The sequence below is a fragment of the Cellulomonas sp. SG140 genome, assembly GCF_025770785.1.
In the GTDB taxonomy this organism is placed as follows: Bacteria; Actinomycetota; Actinomycetes; order Actinomycetales; family Cellulomonadaceae; genus Cellulomonas.
Window position 1 is genome coordinate 186,688 of the sequence record NZ_JANZLA010000008.1, and the last position, 18,302, is coordinate 204,989.

Below are 18,302 nucleotides of genomic sequence, written 5' to 3' on the forward strand. Positions count from 1 at the left end.
GCCGGGTGGCCACCACATCCGGTGCACCGTGCTCGCCGGCCCTGGTCCGAGCGGCACGGGCCGCCCTCGACGCCCACCTGCTGGCCGACGGTCCGGTGGCGACCGACGCCGCACTCGCGGGCCATCGGGCCTGGATGCGTGCGGTCAAGGCGGCCGTCGTCGTCGGGCTGGCCGGCCAGGCGGGTGCGGCAGACGAGGCCGCGGCGTCGCGCTGGCTGTCCCGGCTCGAGGCGCTGCAGGTGGCCGACGGGCTGTTCGCCGCCGGCGACAACCTCGCGTCTCCCCCGGACTCGGCCTTCACCGTCACCGACGTCGCCGCCACCGCGGCCGCGTTGCGTCGGCCGCCCGCGACGGCGTCCGCGTGGGTGGCGGGCGCCGCCGGTGCCGCACTCGGTGCCCGGCTCGAGCAGATCCTGCGCCGCGCCGTTCCCGCACTGGTCGTCGGCGGCGTCCACACCCCCAACCACCGGTGGGAGCTCTCCGGCGCCCTGGTCGGAGCCGCAGCGCTGCTGGAGGGACCTGCAGCGGCAGCCGCAGTCGACCGTGCTCGGGAGTGGCTGACCGAGGGCGTCGACCTCGACGCCGACGGGTTGTACTCCGAGCGCAGCGCCAACTACGCCGCCTACGTCAGCGGCCCGGCGCTGCTGCTGCTCGCGGAACGCCTGGGACGGCCCGCGCTGAGCGAGGCGGTGCACACCAACCTGCACACGGTGCTCGACCTCACCACCCCCCGCGGCACCACGGAGACCGTGCACTCCCGGCGGCAGGACCAGCACGACGCCCGGTTCCCGCTCGGCCCGTTCCTCACCTTGTTCGCCCGCTTCGCGCCGACGTGCGACCGCTGCCGCGACGCTGCGGCCTGGGCGCTGCGGCTGCCCGGCGTCGACCCCGTCGACGCGGTCCTCCGCTGCCTGACCGAGGGCGACGTCGCGGCAGGCCTCGCGCTGGCCGACGAGCGGGGGGCGGCGACCGACGCCGAGCGGGCCGCCGGGGCGCTCGGGAGCGGCCAGCGGACGTGGGGCGCAGCGCGCCTGTGGCGCCGGTGGGGCGGAGCGGACTGGACGCTGGTCTACGGAGGTTCGGACGTTCCCGCCGCCGGCCGGGTGGCGTCCGGGCTGGCGTGCAACCCCACCTTCCTGCGCCTGGCGCGCGGCGACGTCGAGGTGGCGTCGGTGCGGCTGTCCCGCGACTTCTTCGGTCTGGGCCCGTTCCGTGCGACCGGTCTGCGCGCCGAGGGCGATCGCGTCGTGCTGTCGGAGGAGCTCGCGGCGAGCTACTACCAGCCGCTGCCCGTCGACGCCCACCGGCCCGACGGCGACTACACGCTCGAGTTCGAGGGCCGCTTCGCCTCCGCGATGGCGTTCTCGCAGCGGCCGCGGGACGAGCTGCGGCTGGAGACGCGGGTGGTCGTCGAGGTCCGCCCCGACGGGGTGGACCTCGAGGTGCGCACCACGGGACCCGCCACGGGTCACGCCCTGGAGATCGCCTTCGCCGACGAGGTGCAGCTCGAGGGCGCGGAGCCGGTGGGGCCGCAGCTGTCCCGGGTTGCCGGGGGCCCCGTCGTCGTGCGGGCCGGCGGCTCTGCCCTCACGGTGACCGCGCTGCCAGGCGGCGACTCGTCACCGGCGGTGTACTCCCCGGGCGAGGCCTACGAGTTCCTCGGAGGGACCGACGCGGTGGGCGGCCGGCGCCTCTACGTGACGTGGAGCTCGCCGGGGACCCAGCGGGTCACGCTGCGCGCGCGCTGAGCGCCGGCTCGCACCCGGTCTCGCGGAGCGGCGCGCCGTTCGCGTCGCGTCGGGCCCGATCGGCCGGATCCGGGTGAGGACGCGAGCGTGCGCCCGCCCGGCCGAGACGGTCAGGCGTCGAGGTCGGTCATCAGCAGCTCGGCGAGCCGGTCCAGCACCGCGCCGGCTGCCTCGTCGGGCGAGGCCAGCACCACCCGGTCACCATGCCCCACCCCGAGGGCCATCACCGAGAGCAGGCTGGCGGCGTCGACCGGGTCACCGCCGGGCTTGCCGATCACCACGGGCACACCGGCCTCGGCGGCGGCCTTGGAGAAGAGGGCCGCGGGCCGGGCGTGCAGCCCGGACGCCGATCCGACGGACACGGTCCTGTGCAGCATGGTCGATCTCCTCGTCAGCAGGGGGTGGGGCACGGCGCGCAGCGAGGCGCGTCGCGCGGGTGTCAGTCGGCGCTCGGTCCGCGCGGCGGCCGTGGCTCGGAGCCGGTGGCGGACTCGGCGCTGAGCAGCCGTTGGACGTGCAGGCCCAGGTAGCCGAGCTCCTCGGAGGGCAGGTCGACGCCGTAGCGGCTCCGCACGTGCTCGCCGAGCAGCCGCGCCGTCTCGAGCGCCTGGGGGTACTTGGTACGCATCTGCTCGTACAGGAACCCGTCGTCCCGGTCGAGCAGCCGTCCGGTCAGCAGCCGGTCGGCGAAGAACTGCAGGTGCACGACGAAGCGGCGGTGGTCCTGGTCCTGCGGCGCCAGGGTGCGGCCCGTCCGGTAGGAGACGATCGCGACCATCTCCGAGATCAGGGTGGCCGCCCGGAGGGCGTCGAACGCGGACGCACCGTCGTTCCGGGCGTTGACCAGGTGGAACGCGATGTTCGTCGCCTCGTCCTCCGGGAGGTCGAGGGTCAGCCGCTCGTTGACCAGCTGCAGCGCCTCGAGTCCCACCGCGTACTCGTCCGGGTAGTACGTGCGCATCTCCCAGCTCAGCCGGTTCACCACCCGCATGCCCTGCGCGTGCCGCTCGGCGGCGAAGTGCAGGTGGTCGGTCAGCGCCAGGAGCAGGTGGGGGTGCAGGTCCACCTTGAGGCCTGTCCGCGCGAGTGCGATCACGTCCCGAGCCAGCAGGGCGTACGTCGCCGGGATCGTGCCGAGCAGGTCGACGAGCGCGCGGGAGTCGGGATCGTCGACCGGCAGGAACACCCGGTCCACCACGCCGTCGTCGACCGTCTCACCGGGTTTGTGCCCGTAGCCGATCCCGCGGCCCAGCAGGATGCACTCGTGCCCGTTCTCGTCCGTCGCGAGCACGACGCTCGAGTTCAGCACCTTCGTGATCCGCTGCGGCTGGGACATCGGGGCTCACTCAGCCGATCGGCGCCAGGTCGGCGCCGTTCGTCGCGATCACGTGCTGCATCCACATGAACGAGTCCTTGCGTGACCGCGCGAGCGTGCCGCGCCCCAGGTCGTCCTGGTCGACGTAGATGAACCCGTACCGCTTGGACATCTGCGACGACGACGCGCTGATCAGGTCGATCGGCGCCCAGGAGGTGTAGCCGCGCAGGTCCACGCCGGCCTCGATCGCCAGCCCCATCTGCTCGACGTGGGCCCGGAAGTAGTCCACCCGGTACGGGTCCCGGATACGACCGTCGGCATCGACGGAGTCGGCATAGCCCAGCCCGTTCTCGACGACGAACAGCGGCTTCCGGTAACGGTCGTAGAGGTCGATCAAGGAGATGCGGAGCCCGACGGGGTCGATCTGCCACCCCCAGTCGGTGCTCGGCAGGTACGGGTTCTTCACGCCCATGATCGTGTTGCCGGGCGTGCGGTCCGCATCCGGGTCGACCGACTCCGTCATCGACATGTAGTAGCTGAACGAGACGAAGTCGACGGTGTGCTCGCGCAGCACCTCGTCGTCGCCCGCCTCCCACGGCACCGACAGACCCTTGCGCGCCATGACGGCGAGCTCGATCGGCGGGTACTCGCCGAACACCTGCACGTCGGCGAAGAAGTGGTTGTGCAGGTTCTTCGCCTGGGTGGCCGCCACGTCGTCCGGACGGCACGTGCGCGGGTAGGTGGTGAGCATCGTCAGCATGCAGCCCATCTGCGCACCGGGCACCAGCGCGTGCAGGTCCCGGGTGGCGATGGCCGACGCGACGAACTGGTGGTGCGCAGCGCGGTAGCACGCCGCCTCGAGACCGTCCTCGCAGAGCTCCTCGATGACCCCGCCCGAGGTGAAGGGGTGCCGGATGATCGAGTCGATCTCGTTGAAGGTCAGCCAGAGGCTCACCAGGTCGCCGTACTCGGTGAAGCACGTCCGGGCGAACCGCGTGAACAACGCGATCACCTCCCGGTTCGCCCACCCGTTGAGCCTCGTGGCCAGCTCGAGCGGCATCTCGTAGTGGGACAGCGTCACCAGCGGCTGGATCCCCCGCGCGCGCATCCCCTCGAACAGCCGGCGGTAGAACGCGACGCCGGCCGGGTTCGGTTCGCTCTCGAAGCCGGTCGGGTAGAGCCGGCTCCACGCGATCGACACTCGCAGCACGGTGAAGCCGAGCTCGGCGAACAGGTCCAGGTCCCCCTCCCACCGGTGGTAGAGGTCGATGCCACGCCTCTTGGGGAAGTACGTGACGTCCGTCGTCGCCATCGCCTCGGCGATCGAGGCCAGGGTCACCGCGTGGTGGGCGGCGTACTCGGTGTTGGCGAGCGCGGGCTTGTAGGTGGCGACGTCGGCGACCGAGGGCCCGCGGCCGTCGGCATCCCAGGCGCCCTCGCACTGGTTGGCTGCGAGGGCACCGCCCCAGAGGAACCCGTCAGGAAACGACATCGACGGTCGCCCTGGTCGAGACGGGGAACAGCGGGGCGCCGGCCGCCACGTGCGTGCCCGCACGGACCGCACCCACGTGGACGGCTGCGCCGTTGGTGACCACGACGGGCGTGGTGGTGTCGTACCCGTCCGCGCGGATCGCGTCCAGATCGGCGGTGATGAGCAGCTGGCCCGCCTCGACCCGATCACCCTTGGTCACGTGCGCGGTGAAGTGCGTGCCGTTCAGCCGCACCGTGTCCAGCCCCACGTGGATCAGCAGGTCGACCCCGTCGTCGGTGCTCACGGCGACCGCGTGGTGGGTGTCGAACAGCATCGACACCACGCCTGCCGCGGGGCTGCGGAACTCGCCGGACGTGGGCCGGACGGCGCAGCCGTCGCCCAGCACGCCGCCGGCGAACACGGGGTCGGAGACCTCGGAGAGCGGCACGACGGTCCCGTCCGTCGGGCTGAGGACGTCGTGCGGGCTGAGCGCCTGGTCCGGGTTCGCCGGCGGGTTCGCGGCGACGACGCCACGCACCTTGAGGGTGGTCGACGCTGCGTCGCTCCAGGTCAGCATCGCGACGACGAACGCCGTGACGAAGGCGATCGCCGCGCCGACGATCGCGTTGACGATGTTGCGCGGGTCGTTGGCGTTGATGAACATCGACATGCTCGCCAGGCCGGGTCCGACGGCCACGTACGAGGTCACGTGGGTCACGCCGAGCCACGTCGCTCCCGCGGCGGCGCCGGACAGGACGCTGATCAGGGCCCGCTTGTTCTGGATGGTGATGCCGTAGAGCGCCGGCTCGGTGATGCCGAACAGGGCCGAGAGCCCGGCCGAGACCCCGGTGGAGCGCATCTCGGTGTCCTTGGTCCGCAGCGCCACGCCGAAGCTGGCGCCGGACTCGGCGATGTTGTGCGCCAGCGACACCGGGTTGTACAGAGGCTCGTAGCCGGCGGTGCTCAGCTGGTTGACCACGTACGGGATGAACGCCTTGTGCATGCCGACGGAGATGATGAACGGCAGCGCGACGGCCAGCAGCGGGAACGCCACCCAGCCGAGCGTGTGGAACACCCACAGCACGCCGGTGGTGAACCCGGTGCCCAACCGGAAGCCGAGCGGGCCGAGGAACAGCAGGGTCACGGGCACGGTCACCAGCAGCCCGACCATCGGCACGAAGAAGATGCGGATGGGCTTCGGCGTCACCCGTGTGAGGAATCGTTCGACGACGGCGAGCAGCAGCACCGCGAGGATGGCGGGGAACACCTGCGAGGAGTAGGTGACGTTGGGGATCGCCAGTCCGAAGACCGAGGTGCCGTCGGCCATCCGCTTGGTCATCGACGGCAGCACCAGCACCGACACGGCCGCGACCGCCACCAACCGGTTGGTGTTCAGCTTGGTGGCGGTGGTCACCGCCACCAGCAGAGGCAGGAAGAAGAAGGTCGCGTCGCTGATGGCGACCAGCGTGTTGTAGGTCGCCCCGTTCTTCGACAGGCCGAACATCGTCGCCAGCAGCATCAAGGACTTCAGCACGCCGGCACCGGCGATCGCGGGGATCAGGGGTTGGAACACCCCGACGATGAAGTCCAGGACCCGAGCGCCCCACCCGCCCCGCGACCCGTCGGCCGGAGTGCCGACGGCTGCGGCTGCCGCACCCCCGGGCCCGGCGCCGGGGCCGCCACCCATCCCGGTCAGCCTGGTCAGGGCGGCGTGCACCTCGACGACGTCGTTGCCGATGACCACCTGGGGCTGGGTGCCGACCACGCCCATCACACCCGGCACCGCCTTCAGGCGGGCGTGGTCGACCTTGTGCGTGTCGGCGAGGGTGAATCGCAGGCGGGTCGAGCAGTGCTCGAGGTGAGTCACGTTGCCCGGTCCGCCGACGGCGTCCAGGATGCCGCTGGCCGTCTTCGCGTAGTCCACGGTGAACTCCTTCGTTCCGTGCGTGGCCGCGTTCGGGCAACAAAAAAGGACCTGACGGCGGCGGCACCGCGAGGTGCCACGACCATCAGATCCTGCCCGGAAACCGGTCACATGTCTGGTGTGGCGCCGAGCGTGGCACCGAGCCCGCCCGCTGTCAACCCGTCGGTCTCTCGCTGGTGCGACGCGCCTGGTTCTGGCGCGCACCGCCCGCCGTGGCGATGCGCGTGCACCACCCGGCTGCCGCCGGGACTCCTCAGCGGAGCAGATGTGAGCGACTATGAGCCTGCCCACCGCCCGCGGCCGTCACCCCTCAACAGGAGAACCCGTGCCTCGTCTGCGCCTGCACAGCTTCTCGATCTCGCTCGACGGCTTCGGCACCGGCGACGGGCTGACGGCCGAAGAACCGTTCGGCCATGCCGGCCAGCGCCTGCACCAGTGGATGTTCGCCACCGCGATGGGGCGGCGCATGTTCGGCCTTGACGGTGGCACCACCGGCGTCGACAACGAGCTGGCCGAGCAAGCCTGGCAGGGCATCGGCGCCGAGATCATGGGGCGCCGCAAGTTCTACACCGGCCCCGGCCCCATCCCGGAGGACTGGAACGGCTTCTGGGGGCCGAACCCGCCGTTCCACACCCCCGTGATCGTGCTGACCCACCAGCCGCACGAGCCGCTGACGATGGAGGGCGGCACCACGTTCCACTTCCGCGACAGCACGCCGGCCGAGGCGCTGCGCGAGGCGTTCGAGCTGGCCGGGGGTTTGGACGTGCGGCTGGGCGGCGGGGTGTCGACCGTGCGGGAGTTCCTCGACGCCGACCTGGTGGACGAGTTCCACGTGGTGGTGGTGCCGATCGTGCTGGGCCGCGGGCAGCGGCTCTGGGACGGCCAGGAGGGGCTGGAGTCCCGGTTCGACATCCGGATGGTGCCGGGCGACGACGGGGTCACGCACCTGCTGGGCACGCGGCGTCGCTCGTCGTCAGACGCGGGCGCCTGACGGGAGGTGGGCGAGCGGTAGGTCAGCCGAGCCGGCGGCGCAGCAGGCAGAACTCGTTGCCCTCCGGGTCCTGCAGCACGTGCCACGACTCCTCGCCCGTCTGGCCGACATCCGCCGGGCGCGCACCGAGCGCCAGCAGCCGCTCGAGTTCGGCGTCCTGCTCGACGCCGAACGGGGTTGATGTCGATGTGCAGGCGCAGCTTGGCGGTCTTCGGCTCCGTCGTCGGGCTGAAGATCCGCGTCGGCTGCAGCGCACACCGCTAGGGTCACGTCTGCTGCGATACCAACGCCCCCGCCGCGCGCCAAGTCTCCGCTACACGCTCAAGGAAGGCCTCACCCCGGAGAGTAGGCGCGACTTCGGCCACAGAATGAGCAATGAGGATGGCACCCGAAGCCTGGCGAGACCTGAGAAGGCCCAGCGCGTCGAGCACCCGATCGTACGGCACAGGAAGCGGTCGGCGGGCGGCCAGCATCTCTTGCGCACAATACTCCGCGACGAGCGCCTGTCGGTCACCTCGATGCGGATGTACCTGGATGCGCTTCTCGATGAGGCGGACCATTCGCCGACGGTTGCCTTCGGTGAAACTGAGTCCGAGATCCTCCGACACCGCCACGAAGACAGCACCTACCTCAACGGATGCGATCTCGCGCCACTCCGTAGACGCGGCCTGGTCTCGCGCAGCCAGAACCGCCGCCCGGCTAAGTGCTTCCAGGGCCGCCCCGAGCAATCCAGCGAGAGCATTCGCTGCAGCTTGCGGCGACGAGTGCCCACGACGCCAGCGCGCTGCTGCCTCCTCGGACTTCGGGTTGTCGCTGTGATTCGCAGCCGTACGTAGGTCATAGAGCAAGCGGCGAACGAAATCTACATCCTTCGCTGGCCGCAAGCGCACTAGGAAAGTCGCATCTGTGGCAAGATGCTCGTAGAAGAACGTGTAATAGTCGCGAACGACGGCGTCGAACTCGGCCTCGGTGGCACACACTGGCCGCAGATTCGCTGGCTCGAAGTCTAGCCCGACGCCCGTCGCGAGCCGGCGCGCCCGCGCCAAGACGTCGAACGGGTTACTCATGCGCGCGAAGCCCCTCGGAAGACCGAACGAGGCTCGGCTACCGGGCCTCTTGAGAGCTTGAAGCCGATGTAGAACGGGGGCAACTGCTGGTGTCGGGCGAACTCCCCCGTTTGGTTGAAGAGCCGCGGTTCGAACTTGACCCGAGTTCCAAGCTCGTTAACCCAGACCTGGCCCGACCTCGTATCGGAAATCTCGACGCGCCCAGTGAAAGTCGTCGGCCGGCCCGAGCTGTCGGCGAGCAAGTACGACGTGTATATGCGCTTTGACAACTGCTGAGAAAGATCGTTCACCTCCCTGAAGAGCCGCGCCGCCTCGACATAGTGCCCGGCAACGAATTCTCCAATCGCCCGGACAAATGTCAACCGGTATCCGTCCGGCAGGTCAGCCTCGCCAAGTTCGATCCCGAGCTGAGCGATCCGGCCGAGCGCCTCGGGCGACAGATGAAGAGGGACCCGCTCGCCGAGCAGAAGGCGACTTCCGGTGATCTCTTTCCACGTCAGATCGATTAGGAGTTGCGCACACCTCCAGTCCGATCGCGTTTCGACTGGGACCTGACGTAGGCGTTGGAGGGCCCTGGCCTCGCCTGGGGGGCCATCATGGGCGTCGAATTGGGCCAGGAAGTATGTCGCCGCGGGACTTTCATTGAGCTCGAGCTTCGAAAGATACTCCCAGACTGCGTCATCCTTCTTAAGGAGCTGGTTAAGCTCGACCCCGCGCCGATCCAACGCTGCGCGTTGCTTCTCTGTGAGGGAACTGCGGTCGAGCGACTCCAAGGTTGCGACGGCGTTCGCCAGGTGGTCGACGCGCTCGGGCGGGCTCAGTACACCGGACTCGACGGCGTCGCGAGTCGCCCAAGCGAGGACATCAACTGGATAGACGTTGCCCGGGTCGACTGCACGGGCATCGAGGACCGCGCCGAGGACGTCATCGAGTCGAGACCCGAGGCCTTGGACCGTCTCGCTCTGGCTCGAGTGCGCGTACTCGTAGATGATGGCACCTAGCGTTGACGCGAGCTCAACCGAGAGCGAAAGCCTAATGAGGCCGCGCGTGGCCGGGCTTCCCAGGACCTCGTCCAACAACTCGCGGTTGTACTCGAGGCTCGCGACCCGCTCCTCGACACTGCCGTCTCGGACTCCTTGCTGCCAGTGCACGTAGTCCCTAGCGAAGGTGGACTCCTGCAGGACAAGACGGGGGTGGGCGCGCCCGAGGGTCATGCGGCGGCTGCGCAAGGCACCGGCGATCTCTCCGAAGTAGCGCTGGTACTTCCTTGCGTTGTCAGAGGTAGGCCCAACGCGCTCGAGGAGCTTGACGAGGAACTCGACCTCGTCCGCGCCTCCGACGAACCCGTCTGCCACCCGAACGTTCTGAATTGCCTCCGCGAGCACCTCGGCCTCGACGGCAATCGGAATCTCGTTCAGGGCGAGCAACTCCGCCTCAAGCTGGGACCGCACGCTCAGGAAATAGTCGCCGCTGTCGTCGTCGATCTCGCGAATGATGTCCGAAGAGACGAGCGCGTCGCGTACGCTTTGATATCCCTCGCGCCCCAGAACGCGAAGGGCCAGGTCGATCGGAACTGGAATCCCATGACGGCCAGCGACAAGGACCAAGGTCGTGACGCGCTGTATGGGCGCGCGCTCGGCGAACGCCAACTCGCCAATGGGGCCGTCGGTCTCGCCTGGTGGCAGGAGCTCCGCCAGGGCAACGCCAGCGTCCTGAAGTGCGGCCTGCATTGCCGTGACACGCTGCTCGGCTGACGCGTCGGAGCCTCGCTGCCGGGCGAGTCGCGCGATGCTTCGCTCTGCGAAACGCATTTCCTTCGACAGACCGCTGCGCAACTGGTGCTCGGTTTCCGGCAACCAGCGGTAGAGGAATGCAAGGAAGCTCGCATCGACAGCTCCCTTCGGAGGGATCATGTCGACCCCGAAACTTCCAAGCAACGCCACCAACCGTGTCGTTTCGCCCCTGCTAAGTTCGGCCGGAGCAAGCACGATCTCTGACGAGTCGCTCATCGTCTTGTAGGCAGAACCCACGACGAGGACCTTTCGACCCCGAGCATGCAGTTGCCGAGAGATGCTCTCATATTCCCCGGGCTCGAGCATCCCGTCCCAGACCATGACCACAGCCTTGGCACCACGCTCTTCGGCCCACGAACTGTACATTCCGATATCGTCGACCGACGGGCGCACCGTTCGACGCGACTGATAGAGCACGGCGAAGTCGCCTGAGCGCGCCAACTCCATTGCGAGTGACGCCAAGCCTACTGACTTGCCGGTAGCAGTCTGGCCGGCGACAATAATCGGTGGCGGCAGTTCCCGCTCCGAGATTTCCGCATGGACTAGTTCGAGGAGTTGACGCTCGAAGTCGCGCACGAGGTTCATCCCCGCAGCGATACCCCGCCACCGCGGAACTCCCTCGGTCGCGCCGATGAAGTTGCGGAACTCCTGATATCGGGCCGCCTCAGACGCTAGAAGGGGTGGGGTAAGCACTTCCAGGTCTATGGGCCGAGCCGACCGCCTGATTTGGTTCCAGCTGTGGATGTCGACGTCCACGAAACCGTCACCAAGTGGCACGACGTGCTGCGACGCCGCAACGCCCGCTCCAGCAGGGAGTTTCGAAGCGCCTGCGTCAACGATCGCCCCGAGTGCCGACTCGAGCGTCTCGCCATATGTGACTACCTGTCCGCTGGAGACAAAAGCCTCAAGCAGCGGGTCAGGTGCCCGGTCGCTCGCGGAGAACAGGTGAGCTTGGGCGGGACCGAGGAGTCCGAGCATCGGAAGCAGATCGTCTGCCTTAAGCCGGTCCCCTGCGTTCCACCCCTCAATGAGGAGAGTTCCCCGCGGCGTCAACGTCTCGGTCACCAGGCGCGTGAGCTCCTGGTTGCTGCGAAGGCGGGCCGTCGCTTCCTCGACCGCCGACTTCGGTGGGCGCTCCGACTCGGGAAGGTGCGTCCCCCCGAACAGGTAGCGCACCTCCAGGTCTGACTGGCTGCGAGAGGGGGGGCGACTCATTGCGCCAAGGGAGGTGCTGACTCGGGACTCCGCGGCGAACGCTTCGGCAACTTCGCGGCCCGTGTCCGTCGTGTATATCCCGTTCCACGGGTACCCAATCGCCGAGGAGCCGAGAAGCCTGCGACCATCGCCCCCGAGCAAGAGGAACGCGGGTCCGCCGGCCAGCTGCGCTGCTAGGCGGCGCAGTTCAGGCGATAACTCGGTCACCGAGCATCCTCTCCATGTTCCGGGCGCCCTGACCCAATCCGCGCCGCCTCGTCAGAGTAGCGGCAGCACGTCCTGTGTCGGGTGAATGCCATTGTCTGAGGCATCGCCACGAACCACCTCAGACCGTTCGATGGCGGCACTCAAGCGGCTGCCCCAGCGGGGGCCAAGCGCGCGCCCGCACTGGCCCCGGTCCGAGCAGCTCGGCGGTTGGTCATGGCGGTCCCGCCGCTGTGCCAGCCGGCCGTGCTGTTCCTCGGGACCACGGGATGCCGGTTCTCGGAGATGGCGGCGCTGCGGGTCGGCAACGCCGTGCAGACCCACACGGGCTCGGCGCTGGATGCACGGAGCTGCGACGCAGTCCAGGCGGACCAGCGGGGCGGTGTTCGGGCCGACCAACACGCACCAGACCCGGATCGTGCCGGTGCCGGTAGCGCTGGATGAGTACGTGCGGACATGGGTGGCCTTCACCGTTACGGGCGGATATCTGTTCCCGAGCCCGAGCGGCGGCGTGTGGACGAACACCGAGTTCCGCGCGCAGTCGGGGTGGATGGAGGCGACGCGGCGGGCGGGCGCGGAGGCGACGACCATCTGCGACCTGCGCCACACCGTCGCGTCCTGCTCAGCGCTGCCGGGGCGGACGTCACGGTGGTGCAGGTGATCATCGGGCACTCGACGGCGACGATGACGATGGACCTCTACGGGCAACTGTTCAGCGAAGCGACGTGGCGGGCGATGGAGCGGCTGCCCGCAATACCGCTGATGGAAGCGCCGCGGGCGATTGCACCGCCGCCAACCGCAGCCCCGGCGGGCTAAATACCCGACTACGCGTTAGGCCGACCGCCGGATGCGGCGGCGTCCTCCACCAACCGTTGCCCAGCGAGCTAGGGTCAACGACATGGCCCATCTCGAGAACGGCGTCATCGACGGACCGCTCACTGTCTCCGGAGACTTCGTGCTCAACGGCATGGCGAACGGTCCTATCACTGTGGAATCCGGTGGGGAACTCGTCTTGTCCGGGAAGGCATCGGCAGGCCTCGACGTGCACGATGGTGGCCGCGCTACGGTCACCGGGATGCTCAGCGGAGGGTTGCGATGCAGTGGCGAGGTTGAACTGACAGGCTTGATCGAGCGGCCGATCTTCGTGGCGCCCGGCGGCCACGTGGTGGCAGCTGAGGGCGCCAGCCGCCGCGAAAGGGGCGGCGCGACAGTCGCGATGTCGGCGGGCGGCAGTTGGGCTCCTGCGGAAGGACGCGCTTACCTCGTCGACACTTCGACCAAGCGTTGGCCCGTCGCGTCCGACTGACCGACGACCTGACCCTCGCACTCCGCAACTCTAGGTATCGTGCTCCCGGTCCCCGACGCGTCAAGACGGCCGGGACACTGAAAGTGCGGCTCCATCATCCTGTCGCCGCTGCCGTCAGTGTCCTACTCGCACAATCGGGACCGCCGAGGCGGTGAAGCCTCGCAGCGTCCCGAGGTGGTCTTTGAATGCCCGACAACCGCGAGCTAGCAACGGCGATCCTGCTGTTCGGCTTGCTCATCTTCAGTCTGACCGTTCCCGCTGTTCGGACGCAGATCCCCTCCATACTCCGCTCCGTGGCGCCCCTCGCGTGGCTCTTCCTGGTGTACCTCACCACTGCCTCGGCACTCGTCTGGGCCGCGTGGTCGGCAGGCCTCTGGACCCCCGGCCTCTGGTGGTCCACGGTCATCGTCGTACTCGGGCTCGGCATCGCTCTCGTCTCGAGTGCAGTGAACGCCCACAGTGTTCGCGCGCTACGGGAAGCCGTCGCGAGCAGAACGCTTGGCGCTGGGGTCCTCCTCGGCCTGTACGCGAACGCGGCCACGTTCCCGCTCGTAGTCGAGACCGTGCTCCAGGCACTCGCCGCTCTTGCGGTTATGGTCAGAGTCGTCGCAAACCACCAGGGCCAGAAGCCCGCCCGCCAACTAGCCGACGTCGTTTTGGCACTCATCGGCTTAGCGGTGGTGGCCCGGACAACCCTCGTCCTCAGCCATGGGATGCCAGCCGAAGAGTGGCTCACATTGCTCAGGCAAGCGCTCCTCAGCCTTTGGTTTCCGTTCGCCCTCGCCCCTCTCCTGTACCTGGTGGCCTACCTGAGCACCGTCGAGAAGGCGGCGATCGGGGTTCGGATCGCGCGTCCGCGGGAGAACGCCAAGTGGCCCGTGATGAGTCGCCTCTCGTTGGCGTTCCGATTCCGGCTGTCGCTTGCGGAAGGATTCGACCGTACCTGGGGCCGCCGCTATGCCGATGCCTCGGACTCACGTGAACGCCGGCTTGTTGTCTCGCGCTTCCGGGCCATCCAGCGCCCGCGTTTCGAACTGACTCGGCAGCCCGCTCTCGCCCGTCTCGGACGCGCCCAGGGACGACGTGACGCATCTTCCGTGTGGGACGGCCGCGAGATGCCGCGCAGTCCGGCGCACCTCGCACAGATGTTGGACATGAAGCCGCCGGGCTGGGAGTGGATGGCCTTCGGCGCACACCTGTGGATTTGCCTGGCGGGCCAGCGTGGAAGGTATCGGGCGCACCGCCGGCGTCGCGCGGCGCGCTCAAGCGAGTATCGGATCGGCCCTGATAAGGCGATCCCCCATCTCGCCGATGCAATTGCCGCCGGCGCGCACCTCCCGGCGTCGATCGTCGACGTCATGGGAGAAGCACGCCAGGAGGCGGCGTTCGGACCGCCCGGCAAGCAAGGGAATGCGGCCAAGATTCAGGACATGGCGAGCGACGTTGTCTCCGTCTACGTCGCACTATTGGACTGGGCAAGCGAGCTGCGGGGAGCGCGGCTACCCCGTCGCTACCGGCGCGCCTACCGCGCAGCGGCGCGGATGGTGGACGGGCCGATCGAGCAGATTCGCCACTTTGTCGCAGCGCTTGCCGACCAACTCGACGCCATCCCGCAGCACGTCGCGAGCGGTTCGACGCGCCAGCTCACCATCACGATGAGCCTCACCCTCTCGCTCCGGCCGGAGGACCAGGAACGCTTCGACCGTGCGTTGAGCAGACTGGCTGACGGCCCCGGCCGGCGCTGGCCTGCAGGTGGAGCCCCCGGAGCTGCCCCGCAGCCTTCGCCGCCGACCTAACCGCAGCGAGCGGGTGCAACGGCACGTCGAGTGGGACACACGCAAGGGCGGCCATTGCCGAGCCCCGCAGACGGGATCGACGCGGCAGCGCGCCTGAGACGTGATCGGCACCGAGCTGGTCGCGTCGGACCACACGCCGCTCGCGTCCGCCGGCGTCCGTCCACACTCTCGACGGGTCGTCCACATCCTGAGACAAGCCGCTGACCACGGCCCCCAATCGGCCGCTGCGACGCCGGCACTCACGCCGCCGAAGCCACCGCTGATCTGCACAAGCACCTCTGTGCGCCTGGGCGGATTCGAACCGCCGACACCCGCTTTAGGAGAGCGGTGCTCTATCCCCTGAGCTACAGGCGCTTGGGTCCGCGCCGACCGTGGTGACCGCCGCAGATCCGGGTCAAGGGTACTGGCCAGCACTCCCAGCCAGCGCAGGGGCCGGTCTCCACGTCGATGGGTAGGCTCCGCGAGGTGCTGATCCTGCTGTCCCCGGCGAAGTCGCTGGACTTCGAGTCCAGGCCGCCACGGGTCGAGGCGTCCCAGCCACGGCTGCTGACCGAGGCCGAGCAGCTGGCGGCGGTCATGCGCACCAAGTCGGTGGCCGACCTGGCCGCACTGGCGCACATCTCCGACGACCTGGCCGTACTCAACGCCGAACGCTGGGCGTCCTTCACCACTCCGTTCACCGCGCACAACGCCCGCCCTGCCGTCCTGGCGTTCAACGGCGACGTCTACCAGGGCCTGAATGTGCGTGAGCGGTTCAGCACGCGCGACTACACCGAGGCCCAGAAGACGGTGCGGATCCTGTCCGGGCTGTACGGCGTCCTGCGGCCCCTGGACCTGATCCAGCCCTACCGGCTCGAGATGGGCACCCGCCTGGCCACCGAGCGAGGGCGCTCTCTGTACGACTGGTGGGGCGGCACCATCACCGACGTGCTCCGCGACGACCTGGCCACCGCTCCGGGAACGGAAGCAGTGGTGAACCTGGCCTCTGGCGAGTACTTCGGCGCCGTCCACACCGAGGACCTCGGAGTCCCGGTGGTGTCGCCCAGGTTCGAGGACACCGACGCCCGCGGCCGGCGGAGCGTGGTGTCGTTCTACGCCAAGCGGGCGCGTGGGGAGCTGGCCGCCTGGCTGGTGCTCAACCGCGTCCGCACGCCCCGAGCCCTGAAGGAATTCGACGGCGCGGGCTACCGGTACGACGAGGCGGCGTCCACGCGGTCCGTCCCGGTGTTCGTCCGCGGCTTCGCCGACCGTCCCTGACCTCGACAGGGACCAGCCGCGCCTCACGACGACGTCAGCACCACCAGCTGCTGCGTCGCCCGCGTCATCGCCACGTACCGGTCCACGGCCCCCTCGACGCCGTCGCCGAACCGGTCCGGGTCCACCAGCACCACCAGGTCGAACTCGAGGCCTTTGGCCAGCACGGGCGTCAGCCACCGCACCCGCGGCCCGGTGTCCAGCGACGACGGCGCGCCGATCACGCACGCCACCCCCTCGTCGTGCGCCCCGAGCCACTCAGCCACCACCGCCCCCAGCGAAGCCACGGACCCCCGCACCACCGGCACCCCCGACTCCCGCACCGAGACCGGCACGTTCGCGTCCGGGATCGCCGCGCGGATCACCGGCTCCGCCTCGGCCATCACCTCCTGCGGCGTGCGGTAGTTGATGCTCAGCGTCGACTCCCGAACCGACCCCAGCCCCACCCGTTCCAGCCGCTCGGCCCACGACTCGGTGAACCCGTGCCGGGCCTGCGCCCGGTCGCCCACCACCGTGAGGCTGCGCGACGGGCAGCGGGCCAGCAGCATCTGCCACTCCGCCTCGGTCAGCTCCTGCGCCTCGTCCACCACGATGTGCGCGAACGGGCCCGCGAGCGCATCGGCGTCGGCGTCCGGCAGGGCGGCCTCGTCGTCCAGCGCGTTCTTCAGGTCCGCACCCTTGAGCATCGACATCACCTGCATCTCGGAGTCGTCGGCGGCGATCAGGTGCTCCGTGACGCGGGCGCGCTCCTCACGTTCGGCGGCGAGCAGGGCAGCCCGTTCATGACGACGCCGCGACGCCTGCGGGTCACCGAGCCGGCGCCGGGCCGCATCCAGCAGCGGCAGGTCGGCGACGGTCCAGGCCTGAGCGTCGGCACGCTGCAGCGCCCGCACCTCGTCGGGCGAGAGCCACGGCGCGCACAGCCGCAGGTAGGCGGGCACGGTCCACAGGTCGCCCACCACGTCGGTGGGCTCCAGCAGCGGCCACGCGCGGCGGAAGGTGGAGACGAGGTCCCGGTCCTGACGCATCGCGCGCGCGACGTCGTCGGGCGCCACCTCGTCGAGCCGGTCGGCGACGATCGCCACCAGCTGCTCCCAGATCTCGTCGCGCGCCTCGTTGTGCGGGGTGCCGGGGTCGGCGGCGTCGAACGCCTCGGCCCAGTCCTCCGGCCCCAGCCGCACGTCCGCCCACGGCGTCTCCACCGTGAACGCGCCCGTCGGCGGGCGCTCGTAGAAGGCGACGGCCGGCTCGACGGCCCGCACCATCGCGGCCGACGACTTCAGCCGCCCCACCAGCGGATCCGCCTCCGCGGCGGCGTCGGCGCCCTCGGGCAGCAGGTCGCGCAGCGTGCAGGTGCGCACACCCTCCTCGCCGAGGCTGGGCAGCACGTCCTCGACGTAGGCGAGGTACGGCTGGTGCGGCCCGACGAACAGCACGCCACCGTGGTGCTGCCCCACGCGGCTGTCCGAGTAGAGCAGGTAGGCGGTGCGGTGCAGCGCCACCACCGTCTTGCCGGTGCCCGGACCGCCGTCCACCACCAGCGTGCCGGCCGAGCCGGCGCGGATGATCGCGTCCTGGTCGGCGGCGATGGTGCTCAGAACGTCCCGCATCCGCGCCGACCGGCTCGCGCCGAGGCTGGCGATGAACGCCGACTCGTCGTCGGGTGCGGCCTGCCCGTCCAGCGCGGCCGTTCCGGACTCTCCGTCGGGGTCAGCGAGCACCTCGTCCCAGTAGTCGCTGATCCGCCCGCCGGTCCACCGGTACCGACGACGGCTGACCAGGCCCATCGGGTCCGCGCGCGTCGCGCCGAAGTACGGCTCGGCGGCCGGCGACCGCCAGTCGACCAGCAGCTGGCGCCCCTGCTGGTCGGTCAGCCCGAGGCGTCCGACGAAGACGGGCTCGCCGCCGCCCGTCGGCACCATGCGGCCCAGGCAGAGGTCGATGCCGTACTGCCGCAGCACGCGCAGCCGTGCCGAGAGGTGGTGGATCTGCTGGTCCCGCTCGACGGCCTCCTGGCCGAGGGTCGCCGGGAGGCGGCGCTGCTGGTCCAGGCGGTCCTGGAGGTCGGTGCGCTGGCGGTCGAGCTCGGTGGCGATGGCGGCGAAGTGGCGGTCGTCGGCCGCTGTGCGGGCCGGGGATGCCTTGGCGGCGAGGCGGTCGGGCAGGGCGAAGGCGGAGGTGAGGGACTGGGTCACGGCATGGGCTCCCGGGGCGGTGG

14 protein-coding genes, 1 tRNA gene and 1 pseudogene are annotated in these 18,302 nt (G+C 69.8%); 7 read left to right on the top strand and 9 right to left on the bottom strand.

Going from position 1 to position 18,302, the window contains the following annotated elements; translation table 11 throughout:
* Positions 1–5: 5 nt before the first annotated feature.
* Entirely contained in the window at positions 6–1,748 is a 1,743-nt protein-coding gene (locus N0B34_RS15035; protein WP_263732229.1) for a hypothetical protein, read from the top strand.
* Positions 1,749–1,858: 110 nt separating this feature from the next.
* Here N0B34_RS15035 and N0B34_RS15040 read toward each other — a convergent pair whose 3' ends face one another.
* The 4 genes from N0B34_RS15040 to N0B34_RS15055 form a co-directional block, all read right to left on the bottom strand.
* Entirely contained in the window at positions 1,859–2,125 is a 267-nt protein-coding gene (locus N0B34_RS15040) for an HPr family phosphocarrier protein (RefSeq protein WP_263732230.1), read from the bottom strand.
* A gap of 62 nt (positions 2,126–2,187) precedes the next feature.
* Positions 2,188–3,084, bottom strand: coding sequence for a PRD domain-containing protein (locus N0B34_RS15045; RefSeq protein WP_263732231.1), 897 nt, complete (start codon positions 3,082–3,084; stop codon positions 2,188–2,190).
* Positions 3,085–3,094: 10 nt separating this feature from the next.
* Entirely contained in the window at positions 3,095–4,555 is a 1,461-nt protein-coding gene (locus tag N0B34_RS15050) for a glycoside hydrolase family 1 protein (protein ID WP_263732233.1), read from the bottom strand.
* Positions 4,542–6,458 (bottom strand): beta-glucoside-specific PTS transporter subunit IIABC, encoded by a 1,917-nt coding sequence (locus N0B34_RS15055; RefSeq protein WP_263732234.1) that lies wholly within the window; start codon positions 6,456–6,458, stop codon positions 4,542–4,544. The genes N0B34_RS15050 and N0B34_RS15055 overlap by 14 nt, the downstream gene beginning before the upstream one ends.
* A 325-nt stretch (positions 6,459–6,783) precedes the next feature.
* Between N0B34_RS15055 and N0B34_RS15060 the strand changes: the two genes are divergently transcribed.
* The gene (locus N0B34_RS15060) at positions 6,784–7,449 is read left to right on the top strand and encodes a dihydrofolate reductase family protein (RefSeq protein ID WP_263732235.1); all 666 of its coding nucleotides are present in this window, start codon (positions 6,784–6,786) and stop codon (positions 7,447–7,449) included.
* A 22-nt stretch (positions 7,450–7,471) separates the two neighbouring features.
* Here the strand turns inward: N0B34_RS15060 and N0B34_RS15065 are convergent.
* The 3 genes and pseudogenes from N0B34_RS15065 to N0B34_RS15075 all read right to left on the bottom strand — a co-directional run.
* Positions 7,472–7,700: pseudogene (locus tag N0B34_RS15065) on the bottom strand (VOC family protein); the annotation flags it as partial.
* Positions 7,701–7,715: 15 nt separating this feature from the next.
* Positions 7,716–8,516, bottom strand: coding sequence for a hypothetical protein (locus tag N0B34_RS15070; protein ID WP_263732236.1), 801 nt, complete (start codon positions 8,514–8,516; stop codon positions 7,716–7,718).
* A complete protein-coding gene (locus N0B34_RS15075) occupies positions 8,513–11,731 on the bottom strand; it encodes a hypothetical protein (RefSeq protein WP_263732237.1) in 3,219 nt (1,072 codons plus the stop codon). The genes N0B34_RS15070 and N0B34_RS15075 overlap by 4 nt, the downstream gene beginning before the upstream one ends.
* 379 nt (positions 11,732–12,110) lie before the next feature.
* On the opposite strand from N0B34_RS15075, the gene N0B34_RS15080 reads away from it, so the two are divergent.
* The 4 genes from N0B34_RS15080 to N0B34_RS15095 all read left to right on the top strand — a co-directional run bounded on the left by N0B34_RS15080 (position 12,111) and on the right by N0B34_RS15095 (position 14,830).
* On the top strand, positions 12,111–12,389 hold the full coding sequence (locus tag N0B34_RS15080; protein ID WP_263732238.1) for a hypothetical protein: 279 nt from the start codon (positions 12,111–12,113) through the stop codon (positions 12,387–12,389).
* Positions 12,377–12,544: a hypothetical protein gene (locus tag N0B34_RS15085; protein WP_263732239.1), complete on the top strand. Its 168-nt coding sequence runs from the start codon at positions 12,377–12,379 to the stop codon at positions 12,542–12,544. The genes N0B34_RS15080 and N0B34_RS15085 overlap by 13 nt, the downstream gene beginning before the upstream one ends.
* An 82-nt stretch (positions 12,545–12,626) precedes the next feature.
* Complete coding sequence (locus N0B34_RS15090) at positions 12,627–13,034, top strand: hypothetical protein (RefSeq protein ID WP_263732240.1); 408 nt, start codon at positions 12,627–12,629, stop codon at positions 13,032–13,034.
* Positions 13,035–13,219: 185 nt separating this feature from the next.
* Positions 13,220–14,830, top strand: a complete 1,611-nt coding sequence (locus N0B34_RS15095) for a hypothetical protein (protein WP_263732241.1) — start codon at positions 13,220–13,222, stop codon at positions 14,828–14,830.
* Positions 14,831–15,111: 281 nt separating this feature from the next.
* Here N0B34_RS15095 and N0B34_RS15100 read toward each other — a convergent pair.
* Positions 15,112–15,184, bottom strand: a tRNA-Arg gene (locus tag N0B34_RS15100).
* A gap of 111 nt (positions 15,185–15,295) precedes the next feature.
* Between N0B34_RS15100 and yaaA the strand changes: the two genes are divergently transcribed.
* Positions 15,296–16,087 carry a peroxide stress protein YaaA gene (gene yaaA / locus N0B34_RS15105; RefSeq protein WP_263732242.1) on the top strand — a complete coding sequence of 264 codons (792 nt, stop codon included), beginning with the start codon at positions 15,296–15,298 and terminating at the stop codon, positions 16,085–16,087.
* A gap of 23 nt (positions 16,088–16,110) precedes the next feature.
* On the opposite strand, the gene helR is transcribed toward yaaA, so the two are convergent.
* Positions 16,111–18,279 carry an RNA polymerase recycling motor ATPase HelR gene (helR, locus tag N0B34_RS15110; RefSeq protein WP_263732243.1) on the bottom strand — a complete coding sequence of 723 codons (2,169 nt, stop codon included), beginning with the start codon at positions 18,277–18,279 and terminating at the stop codon, positions 16,111–16,113.
* Positions 18,280–18,302: the final 23 nt, after the last annotated feature.